Source organism: Bradyrhizobium sp. WYCCWR 12699 (assembly GCF_032144035.1).
GTDB lineage: Bacteria > Pseudomonadota > Alphaproteobacteria > Rhizobiales > Xanthobacteraceae > Bradyrhizobium.
This window is the reverse complement of sequence record NZ_JAVTJN010000032.1, coordinates 641,290-658,954: the sequence shown is the minus strand read 5'-3', so window position 1 is coordinate 658,954 and position 17,665 is coordinate 641,290. Positions and strand designations below refer to the sequence as shown.

Sequence of the window (17,665 nt, the reverse complement as noted above, 5' to 3'; positions counted from 1 at the left end):
CTGCACGTCTCGCCGGAGGCTTTAACCGACCGGCGCGATCCCAGGACCTCGACCCAGCCATTCGCGCTGCACTCGCCGCCGGCGGCTTGACGGAGCTCGAAGGTATCCGTCAGCTTCCGGGCACGACACGGTCAATCGCCCGCACGCTCGCAAAGGTTTGGCAAGCCGACCTCGATCTTGAGGGGCTCGCTAGCCACAATGCTCGGCTTGCCGAGCTTGCGGAGGTCGAGCGCCGCGTTCGCGCCAACCTCCCAGCAGGGGTTCTGACACCGCGCGACTTGCGCGATGCCGCAATTGCGCACGCGGCCCATGCGGCTGCAGCGCTCGGGTCAATCGATATCGATCAGCTCAGTGAGATTGCATCGGTCTGGCGTCCGCTTCTTGCGACGCTCGCGAAGACGGTCCCACTCGCTTGGCGCAATCCTGGAACCTCCGATGCGAACTGGTTTCCGGGCCAGTTAATTACCAGCGACCGCGAGATGGCTGCGGACATATCCTTAGTTTCCTGCGCGAACCCGCGCGCCGAAGCAGTCGAAGCGCTACGTTGGATGCGTGAACTCATTGCCTCTGGCCGCGCGCGACCCGATGAGATCGCGATCTGTGCCACGGCCACCGAGGACTGGGACGAGCACTTCCTGGTTCTCGTCGCGGACGCGGATCTCCCACTCCATTTCTCGCACGGCGTGCCGGTCCTCGCATCGCGCGAGGGACAAGCGTGCGCCGCACTTGCCGACGTCCTGCTCAACGGGCTTGGCCAGGATCGCCTCCGGCGACTGTTCGGCCATGCCGCGGGTCGAAGCCGTGCCTTGGCCGACTTGCCTGCGGACTGGTCGCTCGGCCTCCAGCCTGGTGCGGCGCTGTTCGAGATTGATCAGTGGCAGCGCGCGCTTGACGAGGCGACCGGCCGCCGCGCCGACGCAGGCGATCCAAGACCGGTCGTGATGCCCATTCTGCGGCTGCTTGCGAGTGGCCCCGAGGCGGCTGCGCAGGCCGGCGCGATGCTATTGGGCACAGCGGCCCGTGCGCTCTGGACCGAGGCGCTTCGACGCGCGCCGGCCGAAGGGCTCGAATTCTCACTAGAGGACTTGCGGCTGCCCGATGGACGCGATCCAGGCGCGAGCGCTGTCTGGTGCCCGGCGAGCCACCTTGCAGGTGCGCCGCGTCCCTGGGTGCGCCTGCTCGGCATGACATCGCGCTCTTGGCCGCGCCGCACGGCCGAGGACCCACTGATACCGGCCCACATCCTGCCGCGCTCTGTGCTTGACCCTGATCCCGTCGCCGAGCAAGATCGACGCGCCTTTGCCGTCATCACCAGTCAGGCGGCGCGCGGCTGCGTTCTCTCGCGAAGCCGGCGTAACGCTCAAGGTGGGCAGTTGTCCGCCAGCCCGCTGATCCCGCAGAGCGCATCTTTGCAGATCCTGAAGCGGGCGCGCATTCCGCAGCATGCATTCAGCGAGGCCGATCGTCTTCTTGCACGGCCGGACGAAGCGGCGACATCGCCGGCGCTCACCGCAGCCAATCTCTGCTGGCGCAACTGGCGGCGCCCGATCGTCACCGCCCACGATGGCCAGGTTCGCGCAGACCATCCCCAAATCGTCCGCGCAATCGGTGATGTCCAGTCCGCCACCTCCTTGCGGCTGATGTTGCGCGATCCGCTCGCCTTCGTCTGGCGCTACGCGCTGGGCTGGCGCGCGGTCCCAGAAGACGATCAGCCCCTCACGCTGGACGCACGCTCTTATGGTGAGCTGGTCCATGAGTTGCTGAAGCGCACGGTTGATGCGCTCGAACCTGTGCCGGGCTATGCGCGTGCGTCCCGGGAGGAAATCGAAGCTGCGCTCGCGACCTCGACGGAGACGGTCCGCACGCATTGGCCACTCAAGCGATCGGCGCCGCCCGCGTTGCTCTGGAAACACACGCTCGCTGCCGCAGCTCAGCTCGCCCTCAAGGCACTGACGCTTGACGAGACGTTCCAACCCGGTACGCGAAGCTGGACGGAGCTTGCTTTCAGTCAAGCTGGCGATGGTGCGATGGCACACGATCTACCCTGGCGCCCCGATTCCCTTGTTACGATTCCCGGTACCCAGGTGCGCATCCGAGGCAATATCGATCGGCTCGATCTCACCGGCGACCGTCGCGGCGTGCGCGTGTCGGACTATAAGACCGGCGTAGAACCGCGCCGAGCGGAGGAGATCGTGCTTGGCCGCGGTGCGGAGCTTCAGCGCGTCATCTATTCGGTCGCGGCCAGTCAGTTGCTCCCCGACAATCCGCGCGTGATCGCGCGCCTCGTCTTTCTCGGCAACAAAGAGCCGAGGCCCTATCGCCTACCGGACGTCGACCAGGCGATCGCCGAACTCGGCGGGCATGTCACGGCGGCCATCACCCTCCTGCGCGGTGGCCATGCCCTGCCTGGCCCCGACGCTCAGGAAGAGCACAATGACTTCCGCATAGCCCTGCCGTCGTCGCCAGCAGCCTATCTTCAGCTCAAGAACGGCGCGTTCATGCGCGCTTTCGGAGGGTTTGCACGAGTGTGGGGCTGCCGATGACACTCGCCGACGATCCCGCACGGCTTCGCATCCTGACTGATCTCGACGCCACGTTGCTCGTCGAGGCCGCCGCCGGCACCGGCAAAACGGCGCTAATGGCCGGACGCCTGACCATGCTGCTCGCGCGTGGCACCGAGCCCGGCGCGATCGCCGCGATCACTTTCACAGAGCTTGCCGCGAGCGGGCTGGCGACGCGCGTGCAACGCTATGTCGAGGAGCTGCTTGCGGGACGTGTGCCTCAACCTTTGCGGCTTGCTCTGCCCAACGGACTAAACGTGGACCAACGACGCGCACTTTCCGGTGCAGCGGCGAAGCTCGACGAACTGACAACCGCCACCATTCACGCATTTTGCCAGACGATCATCTCCAGCTATGCGGTTGAGGCCGACATTGATCCGGGCGCGCGCATTCTTGACGCCGTTCAGGCGGCGGCGGCCTTCGATTCCGTCTTCGAGCAGTGGCTGAAACGGCGATTGAATGCGCCCGAGCGGCCAGGCGATGCCATCGCGACACTCTCGCGCGATGATCCGCGTCGCATCGTCGATACTCTTCAGGAACTCGCACGCTTCCGTCTCAGATATCGCGGCGCACGCGCTCTGCCCGCCGAGCTCGGCGGTCGGCCCGACATCGACCTGGTCGACGCCGTCGCGGACTTCCGACGCTGGATTTCGTCGCAGCCGGTCGAGCCCAAGACCCTAGAATTGGTCGGAGAGCTTGAGACGCTCGCCAACTTCTACGCCGGTAGTTTCGACCCTCCACCGGATTTTGCCACGCTCTGGCGTCTCGCCCATCCGCCACAGCTCGCGTGCATGCGCCGACACAGTTTCGATCTTCTCACGCCGAGACGGAAATCAGCTTGGGAGCGTGTCGCGGGCAAAGAGCGAGGCGCGCTCCTCAATGAAGAGGCGACCGCATGCTTTGAGCGGGTCAATCGCTGCTACCGGACCGTTCTTGGTCGGTTCGCGACCGCGCTTGTCGCCCAGCTTGCGGCCGAGCTCGACGAAGTACTCGATGACTACGCCGCCTTCAAACGGGCCGCTGCAGTCTTGGACTTCGACGACTTGCTCGAGAAGGCGCGTGCGCTGGTGCGCCAGCATGACGACGTGCGCCGCGCGCTTGGAGAACGCTATCGCCACATCTTCGTCGACGAATTTCAGGACACCGACCCTGTTCAGACAGAGATCCTCTTCGGGATCGCGGGGAAGGATCGCGCCGGACGCTGGCAGGACAGCGTGCTGCGTGCCGGGGCTTTATTCATGGTCGGTGACCCGAAGCAGGCAATCTATCGCTTCCGAGGCGCCGATATCGGCTCATACTCGCAGGCGCGCGCCGCTGTTGAGCGGCAATTGCCGGAAAATATCGTTCAGGTCACCGCCAATTTTCGTTCGCGTCCCGACATCCTTAGGCACATCAACCGCTGCTTCGCGCGCCCGTTGTCGGGAGAAGGCCAGCCCGGTTACGTGCCGCTCACGTCGACGCTCGGCGACCCCGATCATGATCTGCCCTGCGCGGCGCGAATCACAGTGGATGTGCCGCCTGATTCTCGGCCCGCTCAAATCCGCGACGCGGAGGCCGAAGCCGTTGCCGATCTCTGCACCCGCCTTATCGGCAATCTCCCTATCCGCGACGAGGACGGCGCAATCGTACCGCTCACTGCCGGCGGCATCGCCCTGCTTGCGCCAACTGGCGCCGAGCTTTGGCGTTATGAGCGCGCGCTCGAGCAGCGCGGGCTGCCGATCGCCTCGCAGGCCGGCAAGAGTTTGTTCCGCCGGCAAGAAGTGCAGGACCTGCTCGCGCTAGCTCGCGTACTCGCCGACGCTGGCGACACATTGGCCTTCGGCGCGCTGCTGCGTGGCCCACTGGTCGGGCTTACTGAGGAGGAGCTACTCGACATCACCGTGGGTCTTCCGCCGCATCTCGATCGCGCCGAAGCGCCCCAGCGCTTCTCGGTGCTGACCGATGTCGATCATGTCGCCCATCCTCTGGCACGTCGCACGCTCGCGATCCTACAAGACCTCAGAAAACGCGTGCGGGCGACCACGCCTGCGCTGCTCTTGGCCGAAGCGATCGAACGCCTCGCGGTCCGTGCAACCCTCGCCGCGCGCGAGGGTGATCGTAGTGCGCGCGCGGCCGCCAATCTCGAAGCGTTCCTGGAACGTGCGCGGCCTTACGGTGTGCGAGGCCTCAGGAAGTTCGTTCGGGATCTCGCCCGGGAATGGCGCGACGGCGTGCCCCACAATGAGGGACGAGTTGATGCGGAAGGCGATGCGATCGAAATCATCACGATCCACAGCGCTAAGGGTCTCGAATGGCCGGTGGTAATTCCGATCAACACCGGCACCTTGCTGCGCTCGCGCGAGGCATTCGTCTACCGCGCCGACGACGAAACACTGCATTGGCTGATTGGCGACGTGGTTCCGCCGGAACTGCTTCGCGCACTCGAGTCTGAAGACGATAGCTTGGCCCGCGAGCGGGAGCGCCTCTGGTATGTCGCCTGCACGCGCGCCCGCGAACTTCTGATCGTTCCGGAATTGCCTCAGGCTGAGCAGCGGTCCTGGGCACGGATCGTTGATCTTGCGCATCGGGACTTGCCGCAGCTTGTCCTGTCGCACTTGACGCCGGTCGCCCGCGTGACCGACGTCGCGCCTCCGAATACGCAGACGCCGGAGCTGTTCGGGGCAGAGCGTGCCGCGATCGCCGCCGCGGCGATGCCGCTCCAGTGGCTGCGGCCAAGCGATCACGATCCTGATCGAGCGCCAAGAGGTGAGGCGATCGCGATGGAGCCTGGCGAAGCCCCAGAAACCGAATTGCCGGTCGGCGCCGGCCGCGTGCGGGGCCTTATTCTCCACAAGCTGATGGAGGAGATGCTTACCGGCGAACTGGCCGAGGAGATGCCGGTCGTCGCTGCACGTGCGCGAGTGCTGATGACGCAGCTTATAATTGATGCTGACAACGGAGCGAAGCTTCCGGACCCAGAGGAAATAGCGGTGACCGTCGCGCGCACCCTTGCACTGCCCGAAATCGCCGCACTCAGGCCAAGCCTCGCTCCGGAGTGGCCAATTTATGCGATGCTCTCGGCTTCACCCGCGGCGACTGCGCTGGCTGGGCGGATAGATGCCATCGCTGTTCAAGATGGTCAGCCTGCCGTTGTCCTGGATTGGAAGAGCGATGTCGCGCCCAGCGAGCAGGATAGGCGCGATCATGCCGCTCAGCTGAGCGACTATCTTCGTGCCACAGGAGCACCTCGGGGCGCCGTGGTTTACATGACGGATGGCGTCATTCGGTGGGTCACGACTAGAACGCCACGGTAAAATTCGTGAGGCGGTCTTTTGGACGCTCCCGATCGGGGCTGCCCACCCGGCTAAGCACTGCAAACGGGTTGCGTTATGACGGCGTGGCTTTCACGACGGCAGATTTTTGGGGGTCATACCGATCTTCGTCGTAGTCTGTAGGAAAATCGGCGAGCTCGGTCTGCTTTGTATTTATCAGGCGTTTTGGCTGCGCCTGATGATAGATGGCGAAAGGTTCTCTTTCCACCTTGAACAAAGAACTCAGCAATTTCAGCGCAATTGGCGCGCAGCGCGTTGACAATTTGGACGCAGCCCAAAATACGTGTCAGATACTAATCGTCGAGTTGACTCTCGAACTTCATTAGGAGGAACTCGGCTATGCCAGGCCCTTCCAAATGGAGGCCGATCTCGTCGAGAGGATTATCCGGTGAACCCGACTGAGAGCCCCAATTCATCGTGCTCACCACGACGTGATCTCTGTCCCACAAAAGAAACTTTGCATGGACTTGCGGATCCTCCACGGCGATCAGATCGACTACACCATGTAGCCGTTCGCGGTGGGCCTTGACGTGCCGCCGTTTGATCGGCCCGGTCTGGCGCGAGTAGTAAACACGGACGTCGTCGAGTCGGCGTCCTGCGATTTCGGCGGGGTTAAAGATCGCCGGCACCATGGGAGCTCCGACCTTGTTGGTACAGCAGACAAATCGCTCTTCGGCTTCGTGAGCAACCCTCCGAATCAATCGCTCATGATCGTCAGCCTGGAGAATGCTCATCCGAACTGGAATACTCCCTCCAGCATCGGCGCTAGATGTTAAGGCGCTCCGCGAGCGCCTTAAATCCGATGCTATGAATTGGAGCGTCTCAATCGAACGGCTGGCGCTTGAAAGAGGTGACACGATAGAACGCAAAAGATCCAGGCCCGCCGCGGCCGCGCGGTTCTCTGTCAGCTCGACAGACACCTCCAAGGCAGAAAAGGGCGACGACAGCCAATTGGAGGAGCCGAGCACGACGACAGCGCCGCCGTGGCCGTCATCCGCGGCAAGGCATTTCACATGGCTTCGAACAGAATCGCGCTGCGTGAACACAAAGCCACGCGCGCGACGGACCGACGAGAGCCGCATATTGAGCTCCTGCATCGCGATCGCGTTCTTTCTGTCGGTGTCTAGCGCAGTACCGTAGAACAAGTGGCAGCGCACGCCACGCTGCGCAGCCTGTTCAAGAGCTTTTCGAATGCGTTCATGTTGCTCCGTGTATTTTTCGCCGTGAGGCGTCACAAAAGTCGAAAGTACGAAAACGTCTTCCTCGGCCTGACCCACGATGCGTTCGAAGCATTCGAGATGCTGTTCGCCGCCGACGATCAATTGATCGGTGCCAATCATCGTATCGACGGTCACTGACCGGCTTGGCTGCGGATCGCTAGCTTCCGGCAGAATACCAGTCCTGATTGTTGCTTGAAGAGCGCCGATCAAGTCCTGGCTGGCCCCCTCAGGGAGCAATCCGTTCTTGACGTCGTTCAGTTCGATCGCGAGATATTTTCTTTCGAGAACGGAGTTGATCGTTTGAACGCCGCGCAGCCATTCGCCGGGACGGAGCATGCCGGCGACGAGCTGCGTTACGCGGACCGCCATTGTGTCATCGGTCTCATCTGGGCCCGGAGGAAAGTTGACCTTGTGATCTGTATGGGTCATCCGATAGAGTGGAGCGGTCTCGACGTCGCGGTTGCGAAAGACCGAGTGTCCGACCTTCTCCAGCACTAGACTGATGTGAATCTCCCGATCTTCAGTTCGCTCCGGCAAGGCGCCACCCAACCGGATGAAGTCTTGACCGACGCCGCTTGTCGCCAATTGAGGGACAGGAGCCAGGCGAAGCTCGACCAGGCCGAACTGCATCAACCGCGCGATGGTCGAGCCCGCGACCTGGCTTGGAATCCCGAGCGACGTTGCCACCTCTTCGATCGTTTCTGGGGTGCGATCGAGCGCGAGCAGGATCATTTCTTCGATTGGACTCCATCCCCATGTGCGTTGAACGATGGCGCGCGCGCGATAGTGCCAAGCGGGAAGGTAGATTTTCACGCCGGAAGCCTCCCGTTCTCGTCGATCGCGACGATGGATGCGCCTTTCACCTTAATGCTAGGAGCATCCTTCCTGACGAGCTCGTAATCGGTCCCGGCGAGGGTCGCGAGCTCCTTCAGCATCTTTCGTAGGAATTCAAGATCGTCCTTTTTTGCATCCGGATCGATTCCTTCGACCACTTCGCGAATGAAGCGCTGGCTTGTGGCAAGAATCAGCTTTTGCTTGGCGCGGCTGAGCAGCACATTCATGCGCTGTGGGCTTTTGACGAATCCGAGCGCGCGCGATCCCACCATGACATTGTTGCGCGTAAGGCTGGCGGCCACGACATCGGCTTCGCCACCTTGGAAGCTATCGCTGGTAAAGACGAACTCACCATTACTGCGCGGGCTCGCGAAGCCGAACAAGGTCTTGTCTTTCCTGACTTGGCCGCGCAGTAAGCGCTTGAACCATCTCACCTGCGCCGCGTAGGGCGAGATGATCACGAGGGTCGGTCGGCGGCCGTCCGCGCCAACTATCGGCCGCAACCCTTTCAAGGCCGCTATCAAGGCCTGCGCCTCAAGCTCGTTGCGGAATGATCGCTCCACTTTGTGTTCGAAATGTCGCCGTTTTGACATGCTGAGGGGCGGAAAATCGAGAAGAACGATTGGAGAGGTGAGGTACGCGACCGTGGACGTGACCGTTAGCGTGCGACGCTTGACGCGGTCGGAGGGAGCGAGCTTTCTGTCATAAAAAGTATTCGAGACGAGATCGCCGATGGCGGGGTGCATGCGGCTCTGTTCCAGCAGCGTGTTGACGATCGTGCTCGGACGCCCCGTGTCCTTTTCGCGCTCAATTTCGCGCTCAGCTATTGATCGAAACGGTTCTTCAAGACGCGCCGCTGTTGCGAGAGCCTCCCTCATCAGATGTTCGCTCGACTTAACTGTATCAAGCGCCTCAGTAACTTCCGGCGGTAGATCGGAGATGGTTTCAAGCCGCTCCTTCGCGTCCCGCAGCAGATCAACTGCGCGCTCGGGATCGTAGAATTGTTGCCGCTGGGCGGCATCGAATGGAGAGAGTTGGTTGTGATCGCCAACCATGATTCTTCTGTTGCCCAGCAATAGCGCGCCGATCAGTTCCGCACCGTTGGCGCGGGCCGCTTCTTCGACGATGACCCAGTCGAATTGATCGCCATCGGCAATCATCTCCTCGATGATGTGCGACGATGTCGTGGCAAGCGTGACATCGGAAGAGCGCAGCAGCAGATTGTCGGTATCGCGAAATACGCGTTCCGCAACCGTCGCTTCCGACGCATCAACGGGCCGGAGCGCCTGCTTGATTTGATAGCGTTGGTTGACCATCATGCTTTCAGCGGCGTGGTCGACCGTCGAAACGGACCTAAGAAGATCAACGGAGCTCGCACGCAAGGAGCTGACTTCATCGGTCGATCGTGTCCGCTCGACACGAACGACGATCTTCGTGCCGCTCGCCAGTGTCGCCTTGAGTTCGTCCTCCATTTGAATCAAGGTCTCGTGGTTTTGCGCCGACACTAGAAGCCTTGCGTCCGGTGTTTTGTCCAGAATGCTTTTGACAAGATTCGAAATTAGGAACGTCTTGCCGACGCCAGGAGGGCCAACAACGACATTGATGGACTTGCCTGATACGATTGCGTCCCATGCCACCTTTTTCGAACCGTCCATCTCGTCCGGCGGCACCGCATTCGGGGTCGCAATATCACGTAATACTTCGTCCAGCGCGACCTGCGCCGGATCGTCAATCGCTCTCAAGAGTTCAATATTCGTCCGGGCCGCCACAATATTTTGAAGGCGGCGGCGAATTGCGCGTTCAAATCCACCATCTCTTCGAGGACGAAGAAAAAGAAGCTGCCCCGGTACAACAGCTTCGCTTGTCGCGAACGTGAACGGTAGGCGGCCGTCGACGACACCGCCCGTTCCCTCATAACTGAGTTCCGGAAATCGCTCCCGATCGCCGGCGAGCGCGTCGCTGCGTGAAAGAGTCCAATTTGGTTTGCCGTCGTCGTACTTCAATTCGCGCGCCAAGGCGTCGTATGCCGGGCGCAGTCCCATCAGCTTGCGTCGCATGTCCCGGTCGGGATCTTCGCGGGAGGCGATCCAGGCCAAATCTGAATCCCCGCCGGACGGCGGGTGAAGCACTTCGACGGGATAGATTCGGAATTGCTCCCGCAGCCAAGTAAAGGCTTCGAGAAGAATGAGGGCGTACCAAGTGGGAATCTCTTCGACTGATCGGCTCACTCCTGTTGTGACACTCGCGTCAATCCACGGTTTGGCGCCAGGGCCAAGCCTGCGTACTCGCTCTTCGGCGCTTCTCCGAGTTCGCGCAAGATGAATCCGGTGGCGAACCTCGACGGCATCATAGATGTAGTCGTCAGGCCGCCTCTTGTTGGCGTTCTCGATCATGCCGACATAGTCATCGATGACTTTCACGCCATACGCGGCAAGGTCGGTGACGATACGCACGAAGGCCTCATCTACGACAACAGTGCGTACCGTTGGTCCGCTGAGATCCTCTTCGACAAAACGGAGGACCGCATCCCTATCGTCAGCCGGGATGGTGCCCGATGTAAGCGATGCAAGGTCGCTTTGGGTAACCTGGGTGGAAGGGTAGAGAATTAGCTCGCCTTCGCCGCTTGACCCCGACCGGTCAAGATCGGCCACGACCTCGGCGATCTCGTTTAGCACGATACTTCCGTCGAAAAGCTGGTAGCGTGGCGGATCGGCAAGACGATTAAGCATGCGTCGCTCGATCGACAGCAGGGAAGGACCGCCGCCGTCCTCGGTCAGGCCGAGGATCCGCGACGCTGCCTGCCCAAGATCACTCCAGTCCCGGCGAAACGAGACGGTGCCGGAGGGCCGCAGCAGATGTCCCGCGCCGCCCACATCGCCGTCGGCAATGTGTACGCACGCTTCGTAGCCGCCGAGTCGGAAATCCTCTTTTTCATCGCTATGCGAAAAGATCGTATGTTCGCTGACAGCGCCGTGCACGATGCCCGCATCATGACAAAGTGCAAGTCCTTCAGCTACGCGCAAGATATTGCGCCAAAACATCTTGCGGCCGGTCGTCGTAAGCAGCCGGCCTTCTCGCGCTCGAACCCTGTGCAATGACCCGCAGATCGGACTGCCAGGATCAACCATTAAGATACCGATCTCTTCCTGGTCCTCGACGATCTCAAGAACCTCGACCAATAACTGGCGCGCACGGCGTGACGACAGAACACGCCGGACACGCCTGAGGCCGTGCGTGATGAGCCGCTTCAGGTCCTCGTCCAGCGGGGTTCCGGTCTTCTTGAACAGACGAAGAAGATAGTCCTCGCCGTCGGCGATGCCGGTGGCAAAACGAAGTTGAGAATTCCAACCTTCGGTGCCGCTCGAAAACGCGGTATCAGCAAACTTGAATCGTGCGTCGAGCGTCGCTTTGCCTTGCATGGTAGCTCGCGCCATAGCGCCGTAATCCATCCTTGAAACAGTACAAATGCGGTGATTCGTATATGATAGCGCAGTATATGCTTTGGGTCAGAGTTATCGACTGCAAAGCGATATTTTGCGCGTTTTCCCAAGCATGCTCTGTGTAAATTGGGGGAGTGGATGGCACCTATTGCAAGCAGCAACGAGATGCGGTTGGACCCGCCAAATCAAGCCAGCATGAGTGGCAATTGATCATCATCGAGCCCTGACCCAACAAACCCCCGAAACAGAGATACCGATTAACCGGATCGGCCTCTTTGGCGGCATAAGTTGCGCTAATAGTTCAAGAGCCAGGCTAGAGAGATCGTCCGCGGTGTCGTTCATGCGTACGGACGTGCTGCGAGTGATCAGCTCGAAATCTGAAAAGGATCGCCGTTTGGCCTCGCGCGCCCGTCGCCTCGCAGTGTTGCCGGACCTTGTCGACCAGTGGGCGCAGTTCGATGGTCAGCGCTTCGTGGTCTGCCAAGTCCCGCGAAACGTGCTTTCGGCGCCGACGGACCTTCGGATTCGGTTGGCACGGACAGGACGCTCGTCAATCCCCCGCGAGATCCAGTAATAATACGCCCCAGCTTTCCCAAAATTGGCGTTCATGAACTCGAGCGACTGATTGCGCATATTCATGCCGGTGAAGATGCCAAGGCCATGCATCTTCGCACTGGTCGCCGGTCCGATTCAATGGAATTTGCCGACTGGGAGATCCTGAACGAAGCTCGGCCTCATCTTTGGCGTGATCACGAACTGTCCGTTGGGCTTCCGTTGGTCGGACGCAAGTTTTGCCAGGAACTTATTGTAAGAGATGCCGGCAGACGCGGTCAGGCCTGTCTCGCTCAGGATCTTGACTCTAATCAAGGTCGCGATCTCTGTCGCGATTGGGAGGCCTTGGATGTTCTCGGTGACATCTAGGTAGGCCTCATCTAACGACAGGGGCTCAATGACGTCAGAATGCTCCGCGAAGATTGTCCGGACGTGTCGAGAGACCTCCTTGTAGACTTCGAAGCGCGGCGGCTTTACGAAAATTAGCTCTTTGCATTGCCGTTTGGCTGTCACTGACGGCAATGCCGACCTAACTCCAAACTTTCGCGCCTCATAGCTCGCTGCAGCTACGACACCGCGCTCTTTCGATCCCGCCCACAGCGACTGGCTTGCCACGCAAGTCCGGATTGTCCCGCTGCTCCACTGATGCGTAGAAGATGTCTATATCGACAGAATGATCTTGCGCTGATGCGGTGCTGGCCCCGTTTGGTAGTCGGTCTCGTCCGTCACGTCGTCGGCCCTATTGGGTCTTCCTTGACGCCGCGAGCGACGACCCGGAGGCTTCCGTCCGGAAGCGGCCTTTGCAATTTCAGTACTTCGTCCGCAGGGGCCGTCATCCAGGTCTCGACTTCATCTGGCGTTGTCAGGATCACCGGCATCGCCTTGGGGTGGATGGCGCCGACCTCGGCGTTGGGCTCCGTCGTGAGGAACGCGTAGAGGTCGTTGGTCGTCTCGCCTTCCTTGACCTTCCGGACGGACGTCCAGTTGGTCCAGATACCGGCGAAGCAGGCGAGGGGACGTGTCTCATCGAGCGCGAACCAGATATCACCGCCCTCGGCCTTGTTGAACTCGCTGAACGAGTTGAACGGCACCACGCAGCGATTTTCAGTCCCCAGCCATCGCGTCCAGTGCTTGCTCTTCACATTGCGGATGTTGGTCGTGCCGCCGTCCGGCTCCATTCGCAGCAATTCCTTGAAATCCACTGCCTTGCCCTTGGCCTGCAGCTTCTCGGCTCGCTTCTTCGTGGCGTCCATCAGCGCCTTTGATGACGACGGCATTCCCCATCGCGCCGTAGCGAGCTCGCGGCCCTCCACTCCGTTGCGCACGATCGGTGCCTTGTAGTCGGGAAAATCCCCCGGCATCGGCGCCAGATTTCCAACGTATCGGTTGACAACGCGGAACAGCGCGTTGATCGCGGCTTGATTGGTCGTGATCGAATAAAGATTGCACATCGGTCAGGATTCGGCTCGAGGGTGGCGCGGCTGCCAGGTCAACTGTAGCAGAGTCGCGGATGGACGCCGGCCGGCCTTGGCACATTTGCGACAGCGCAGCCGGCTGGCGAGATCGTGCACGAAGGTGGTCGGCGGGTGCTTCATCGCGGCCAGGTCGACATCGCTCGGCGTCTTGCAGCGCGCGCACCTGATCTCCAGCCAGGGGAAGCCTCCATTTACGGCCTGATCGATGGTCGGCGACGGATCGATCGGTTCGCCGTCACTCCACATCCGCTCGTTCCAGCTTTCGCAAAGCAGCCTGTCGGCTTGCTGGATCATCGCCCCGCCTTTGGCCCGCATCTCCGCCGATTGGGTCGCCAGCATGCTGGCCATCGCGCGTGCCTTGCCGAGCTCTTTCGCCAGAGCCTTGCGATCGCCGCCCGACAAGGGCGTAGGGTGATACTTCGGGGCCATCCAGACATCCAGGCGCAAAGAGATCGGATCGGCAAATCCAGAGCGGCTACGGCGTCTCGAACGCTGGCCAGCACCCGTCTTCTTCATGCCTGCCGGTGCGCTGCCGGCAGGTATTGTCGAGCAGCCGCTGCGCGACGTCCTTCCAGAGCGCGTTGGCGCCATACAGTCGAACGGCATCAGCGGTCTGGATTTCCACGGTCCGCTCGCAGCGGCGGCAGGAGACGCGCAGCACGTGACGCTGAATCTCGGAAAGACGTCGCTGCCGCATCTGAGCCCCGGTCGTGCCGGCGCGTGCGTCTTTCAGGACCGATTCCCAATATTCGGCCGGGAGGGGGGCATCTGGACCCGCAGCGGGCGGCGCTCGTCTGCGGTCGGCTTCAGCGGCCAATTTTTCCATCTGTTTCGGGGTCGGCATGCGCCAGCTCGCGGGTCGGTCGGTCATGCCCGAATTAGAACATAACAAGAACAAATGTCGAGTCCGGCCAGGCAGGCCGATGAGAAAAATCCCGCTGTGGGGCGGGTCGCGATGTCGGAACCAAGCCCGGTCGTTCGTCTTTAATCCGGCATCAGTAATGGAGTTCCCCGCGATGGCCCCCCGCGCCAACTGGAAAGGCTTCCTGCGTCTTTCCCTCGTCACCTGTCCGGTTGCGCTCTATCCGGCCACGTCGGAATCCGAAAAGGTCTCGTTCAACCAGCTGAATCGAAAGACCGGCCATCGGATCAAGTACGCTAAGGTGGATGCCGATACCGGCGAGGAGGTCGACAACGAGGACATCGTCAAAGGCTACAAGGTCGACACGGACACCTTCATCGAGGTGACGAAGGAGGAGCTAGAGAACGTCGCACTGGAATCAACGCGAACGATCGAAATCGACGAGTTCGTCGACCGCAGCGAGATCGATCCGCGATATCTCATTCGCCCCTACTATCTGCGTCCCGACGGTAAAGTCGGGCACGATGCTTTCGCCGTTATTCGGGAAACCATCCGCGAGATGAACAAGGTCGCGATCGGCCGTGTGGTGCTGACCAATCGCGAGCACATCATCGCGCTGGAGCCGTTGGACAAGGGCCTGATGGGAACGCTACTGCGCTATCCTTACGAAGTCCGTTCAGCTGATGAGTATTTCGACGACATTCAGGATGTCAAAGTCACCAAGGACATGCTTGATCTCGCCAAGCACATCGTCAATCAGAAGGCGGGCCATTTCGAGCCGGACAAGTTCGAAGACCAATACGAAACCGCCCTCATCGAACTGATCAATCAGAAGCGCGCCGGCAAACCCATCACCGCGAAAGCGCGTCCCCGCGGCGAGAACGTGGTGGACCTGATCGACGCGCTGCGAAAGAGCATCGGAAGAGAGGGCGCCTCAGCGACAGAGGCACCCAAGAAATCAGGAAAAAAGCCGCGCAAGGCGGCGGCCGGGCAGAAGGAAATGCTGATGCCGATCGCAGGCAAGAAGCCGGCGAAGGAGGCCGCGGCGAAAAAGCCGGCGGCCAAGCCGCAGCGGAAGTCGGCTTAGGTGTCGTGAAGCATCCGGTGACGCCGGACGGCACTCCTTCGTCGTCCGTGGCAGGCTCTGGCGAATGGCAAATCCGTCTCAACGAGGTCACGCGAGATCATCTCGTCGCCGTCTAATGGCGACCCGGCGGGTAGGTGCGTGCGCCAGGAAGGCGGCCGAGCGCGAGGCCGAAGTAACGGTGCATAGGACCGCGGACGAAGCTAAGCAGGCGCTTGGCGAACGCGGTCCCGTATGGCGGGACGACGGCTCGCCGGCTCTCGATTGCTCTGCAAAGTAGGAGCCATATGGCTGCGGTGAAAAAGACTTCCAGGAGATCGACCTTGAGCGCGGGCATTCTCGCATACCGCAAGGGAGGAGCTCGGGGGCTCGAGGTTCTGCTCGTTCATCCCGGCGGTCCGTTCTGGCGTGAGAAGGATGATGGCGCCTGGTCCATTCCAAAGGGCGAAATCGATGCCAATGATGTTCCGGAGAACGTTGCTCAACGAGAATTTGCCGAAGAACTCGGCCCGAGCGCTTCGATTGGTCCACTCCAGGCGCTGGGGGAGGTCCGACAGCGAGGAGGCAAGCGCGTCATCGCATTCGGCGGCGAGGGACACTTTGATCCGGCAGCACTGACCAGCAATACCTTCGATGTCGAATGGCCGCCTCGAAGCGGTCGACGGCAGAGCTTTCCCGAAGTCGACCGCGCGGAATGGTTTGATATCGAGTTAGCGCGGACCAAGATGCTGTCCGCTCAGGTAGAGTTTCTCGATCGTCTTTTGGCGATCTCGGCTGAGAGCGTCGGGAAATGATGTTCAGGATTGGAGTCATTTCGGACACGCACGGCCTGTTGAGGTCCGAGGCGGAGCGAGGCCTGACGGGCGTCGATCACATCATTCATGCCGGCGACATGGGACGCCCCGAGATCGTCGACGCGCTTCGCCGGATCGCACCCGTCACGGCCGTTCGTGGAAACGTGGACAGTGGCAAGTGGGCTCGCGACTACCCCGACACGAAACTCGTCCGTCTGGCAGGTAAGTCGATCTACGTTCTGCACGACCTGAAGACGCTGAAGACCGATCTCGGCGCCGGCTTCGACGTCATCGTCTCCGGGCATTCCCACGTACCGAAGATCGACACGGTCGGTGGCATTCTCTACCTGAATCCCGGCAGCGCGGGACCTCGGCGTTTCAAGCTGCCGATCACGTTTGCGACGCTCGAACTCACGCCTGACGGCATGCGACCGGAAATCCACGACCTTGGAGGCGAGTGAGTGTCGGCGGAGAGTGCATCAATCCTTTTTGCCGGCTTTCGCCGAAGGGAAGCTACTTGCGCGGACGTTCTCGCTCACGCACGACATCCTTCGCCCGCTTGTCGGACCTGAGCCCGAGGTAGACGGGCTGGCGCAGTTCGCCCTTGCTCGTCCACTGCGCAAATTTGACCTCGGCGACCAACGAGGGCTTGACCCAGGTCGTGGCGGCCTCGTCCTTCACTTTGGCAGGGAAGGGTGATTTCGGGATCGTCAGCTTCACGAGCTTGGCGTGGAGGTCTTCCAGGACCTTGTGGCTGAAGCCAGTGCCAACATGTCCGATATAGCGCCATGTGTCGTCTTCCCGCACGGCGAGGACCAGGGCGCCGAAGTATGGTCTTGTACGCCTCGGCGCCGTGAAGCCCGCGATCACCACTTCCTGCCGCTTTGCTGTCTTGATCTTCAGCCAATCCGCCGTCCGGCTTCCGGACGCATACGCGCTGTCGGCGCGCTTCGCCATGACGCCTTCCAGACCCTTCCGCTCGGCCTCGGCGAAGAATTTCATGCCGTTCGCTTTGCGGTGATGGCTGAAGGCGATCAACTTGTCGCGCGGCAGTATTGCCTTCAACCGCTTCTTCCGCTCGAGGAGGGGGTGGTTGCGCAAGTCCGCTGCGTTCTCAAACATGAGATCGAAGGCGCAGTACAGCAGCTTCGCCTCATGGCGCAGCGCGTTTTGAAGCAACTGGAAATGTGAGACGCCATCCTTACCGATCGCGACAAGCTCACCATCGATCACGGCGTCGCCCTTCACGCCCTCCAGCGCTTTGGCGACCTCAATATAGCTGCGGCTGATTATCTTGCCGTTGCGGCTGTAGAGCGCAACTTTGCCCCGCCGGATTTCCGCGATCATCCGGAAGCCGTCGTACTTGTCCTCGAAAACCCAGCTGGGGTCGTCGAACGGCGCCTCGGTAAGCGTAGCAAGCATCGGCTGCAGGCGCTTGGGCAGGGTCGACATCCGGCTCATTCAAGGCCAATCCTTAAGAGCGCGTTGCGAAATGCATGGACGTCCTTCAAGGATTGGGGAACGCTTCGGGG

At 61.1% G+C, this 17,665-nt stretch carries 11 protein-coding genes and 1 pseudogene; 5 read left to right on the top strand and 7 right to left on the bottom strand.

All coding sequences use genetic code 11. From position 1 onward, the window contains the following. Positions 1–86: 86 nt before the first annotated feature. A complete protein-coding gene (locus tag RPS27_RS17945) occupies positions 87–2,543 on the top strand; it encodes a PD-(D/E)XK nuclease family protein (protein ID WP_244432725.1) in 2,457 nt (818 codons plus the stop codon). Then, positions 2,540–5,854, top strand: coding sequence for a UvrD-helicase domain-containing protein (locus RPS27_RS17940; RefSeq protein WP_006022641.1), 3,315 nt, complete (start codon positions 2,540–2,542; stop codon positions 5,852–5,854). The genes RPS27_RS17945 and RPS27_RS17940 overlap by 4 nt, the downstream gene beginning before the upstream one ends. A 311-nt stretch (positions 5,855–6,165) precedes the next feature. Here the strand turns inward: RPS27_RS17940 and RPS27_RS17935 are convergent, their stop codons facing one another. The 6 genes and pseudogenes from RPS27_RS17935 to RPS27_RS17910 all read right to left on the bottom strand — a co-directional run bounded on the left by RPS27_RS17935 (position 6,166) and on the right by RPS27_RS17910 (position 14,264). Then, the gene (locus RPS27_RS17935) at positions 6,166–7,905 is read right to left on the bottom strand and encodes a phospholipase D-like domain-containing protein (protein ID WP_006022640.1); all 1,740 of its coding nucleotides are present in this window, start codon (positions 7,903–7,905) and stop codon (positions 6,166–6,168) included. After that, positions 7,902–11,345 (bottom strand): DEAD/DEAH box helicase, encoded by a 3,444-nt coding sequence (locus RPS27_RS17930; RefSeq protein WP_006022639.1) that lies wholly within the window; start codon positions 11,343–11,345, stop codon positions 7,902–7,904. The genes RPS27_RS17935 and RPS27_RS17930 overlap by 4 nt, the downstream gene beginning before the upstream one ends. A 234-nt stretch (positions 11,346–11,579) precedes the next feature. Beyond that, positions 11,580–12,647: pseudogene (dinB, locus tag RPS27_RS17925) on the bottom strand (DNA polymerase IV). Next, positions 12,644–13,369 carry an SOS response-associated peptidase gene (locus tag RPS27_RS17920; RefSeq protein ID WP_006022636.1) on the bottom strand — a complete coding sequence of 242 codons (726 nt, stop codon included), beginning with the start codon at positions 13,367–13,369 and terminating at the stop codon, positions 12,644–12,646. Before RPS27_RS17920 ends, dinB begins: the two are co-directional and overlap by 4 nt. Positions 13,370–13,372: 3 nt before the next feature. Next, the gene (locus RPS27_RS17915) at positions 13,373–13,822 is read right to left on the bottom strand and encodes a hypothetical protein (RefSeq protein WP_006022635.1); all 450 of its coding nucleotides are present in this window, start codon (positions 13,820–13,822) and stop codon (positions 13,373–13,375) included. Between the two features lie 46 nt (positions 13,823–13,868). Further along, entirely contained in the window at positions 13,869–14,264 is a 396-nt protein-coding gene (locus RPS27_RS17910; RefSeq protein ID WP_024337238.1) for a hypothetical protein, read from the bottom strand. Between the two features lie 145 nt (positions 14,265–14,409). Between RPS27_RS17910 and RPS27_RS17905 the strand changes: the two genes are divergently transcribed. The 3 genes from RPS27_RS17905 to RPS27_RS17895 all read left to right on the top strand — a co-directional run bounded on the left by RPS27_RS17905 (position 14,410) and on the right by RPS27_RS17895 (position 16,594). Next, a complete protein-coding gene (locus RPS27_RS17905; protein ID WP_006022633.1) occupies positions 14,410–15,342 on the top strand; it encodes a Ku protein in 933 nt (310 codons plus the stop codon). 284 nt (positions 15,343–15,626) lie between these two features. Further along, a complete protein-coding gene (locus tag RPS27_RS17900) occupies positions 15,627–16,133 on the top strand; it encodes an NUDIX domain-containing protein (RefSeq protein ID WP_028145790.1) in 507 nt (168 codons plus the stop codon). Continuing rightward, positions 16,130–16,594 carry a metallophosphoesterase family protein gene (locus RPS27_RS17895; RefSeq protein WP_006022631.1) on the top strand — a complete coding sequence of 155 codons (465 nt, stop codon included), beginning with the start codon at positions 16,130–16,132 and terminating at the stop codon, positions 16,592–16,594. The genes RPS27_RS17900 and RPS27_RS17895 overlap by 4 nt, the downstream gene beginning before the upstream one ends. 52 nt (positions 16,595–16,646) lie before the next feature. On the opposite strand, the gene ligD is transcribed toward RPS27_RS17895, so the two are convergent. Continuing rightward, positions 16,647–17,594 (bottom strand): non-homologous end-joining DNA ligase, encoded by a 948-nt coding sequence (ligD, locus tag RPS27_RS17890; RefSeq protein ID WP_006022630.1) that lies wholly within the window; start codon positions 17,592–17,594, stop codon positions 16,647–16,649. Positions 17,595–17,665 lie beyond the last annotated feature (71 nt).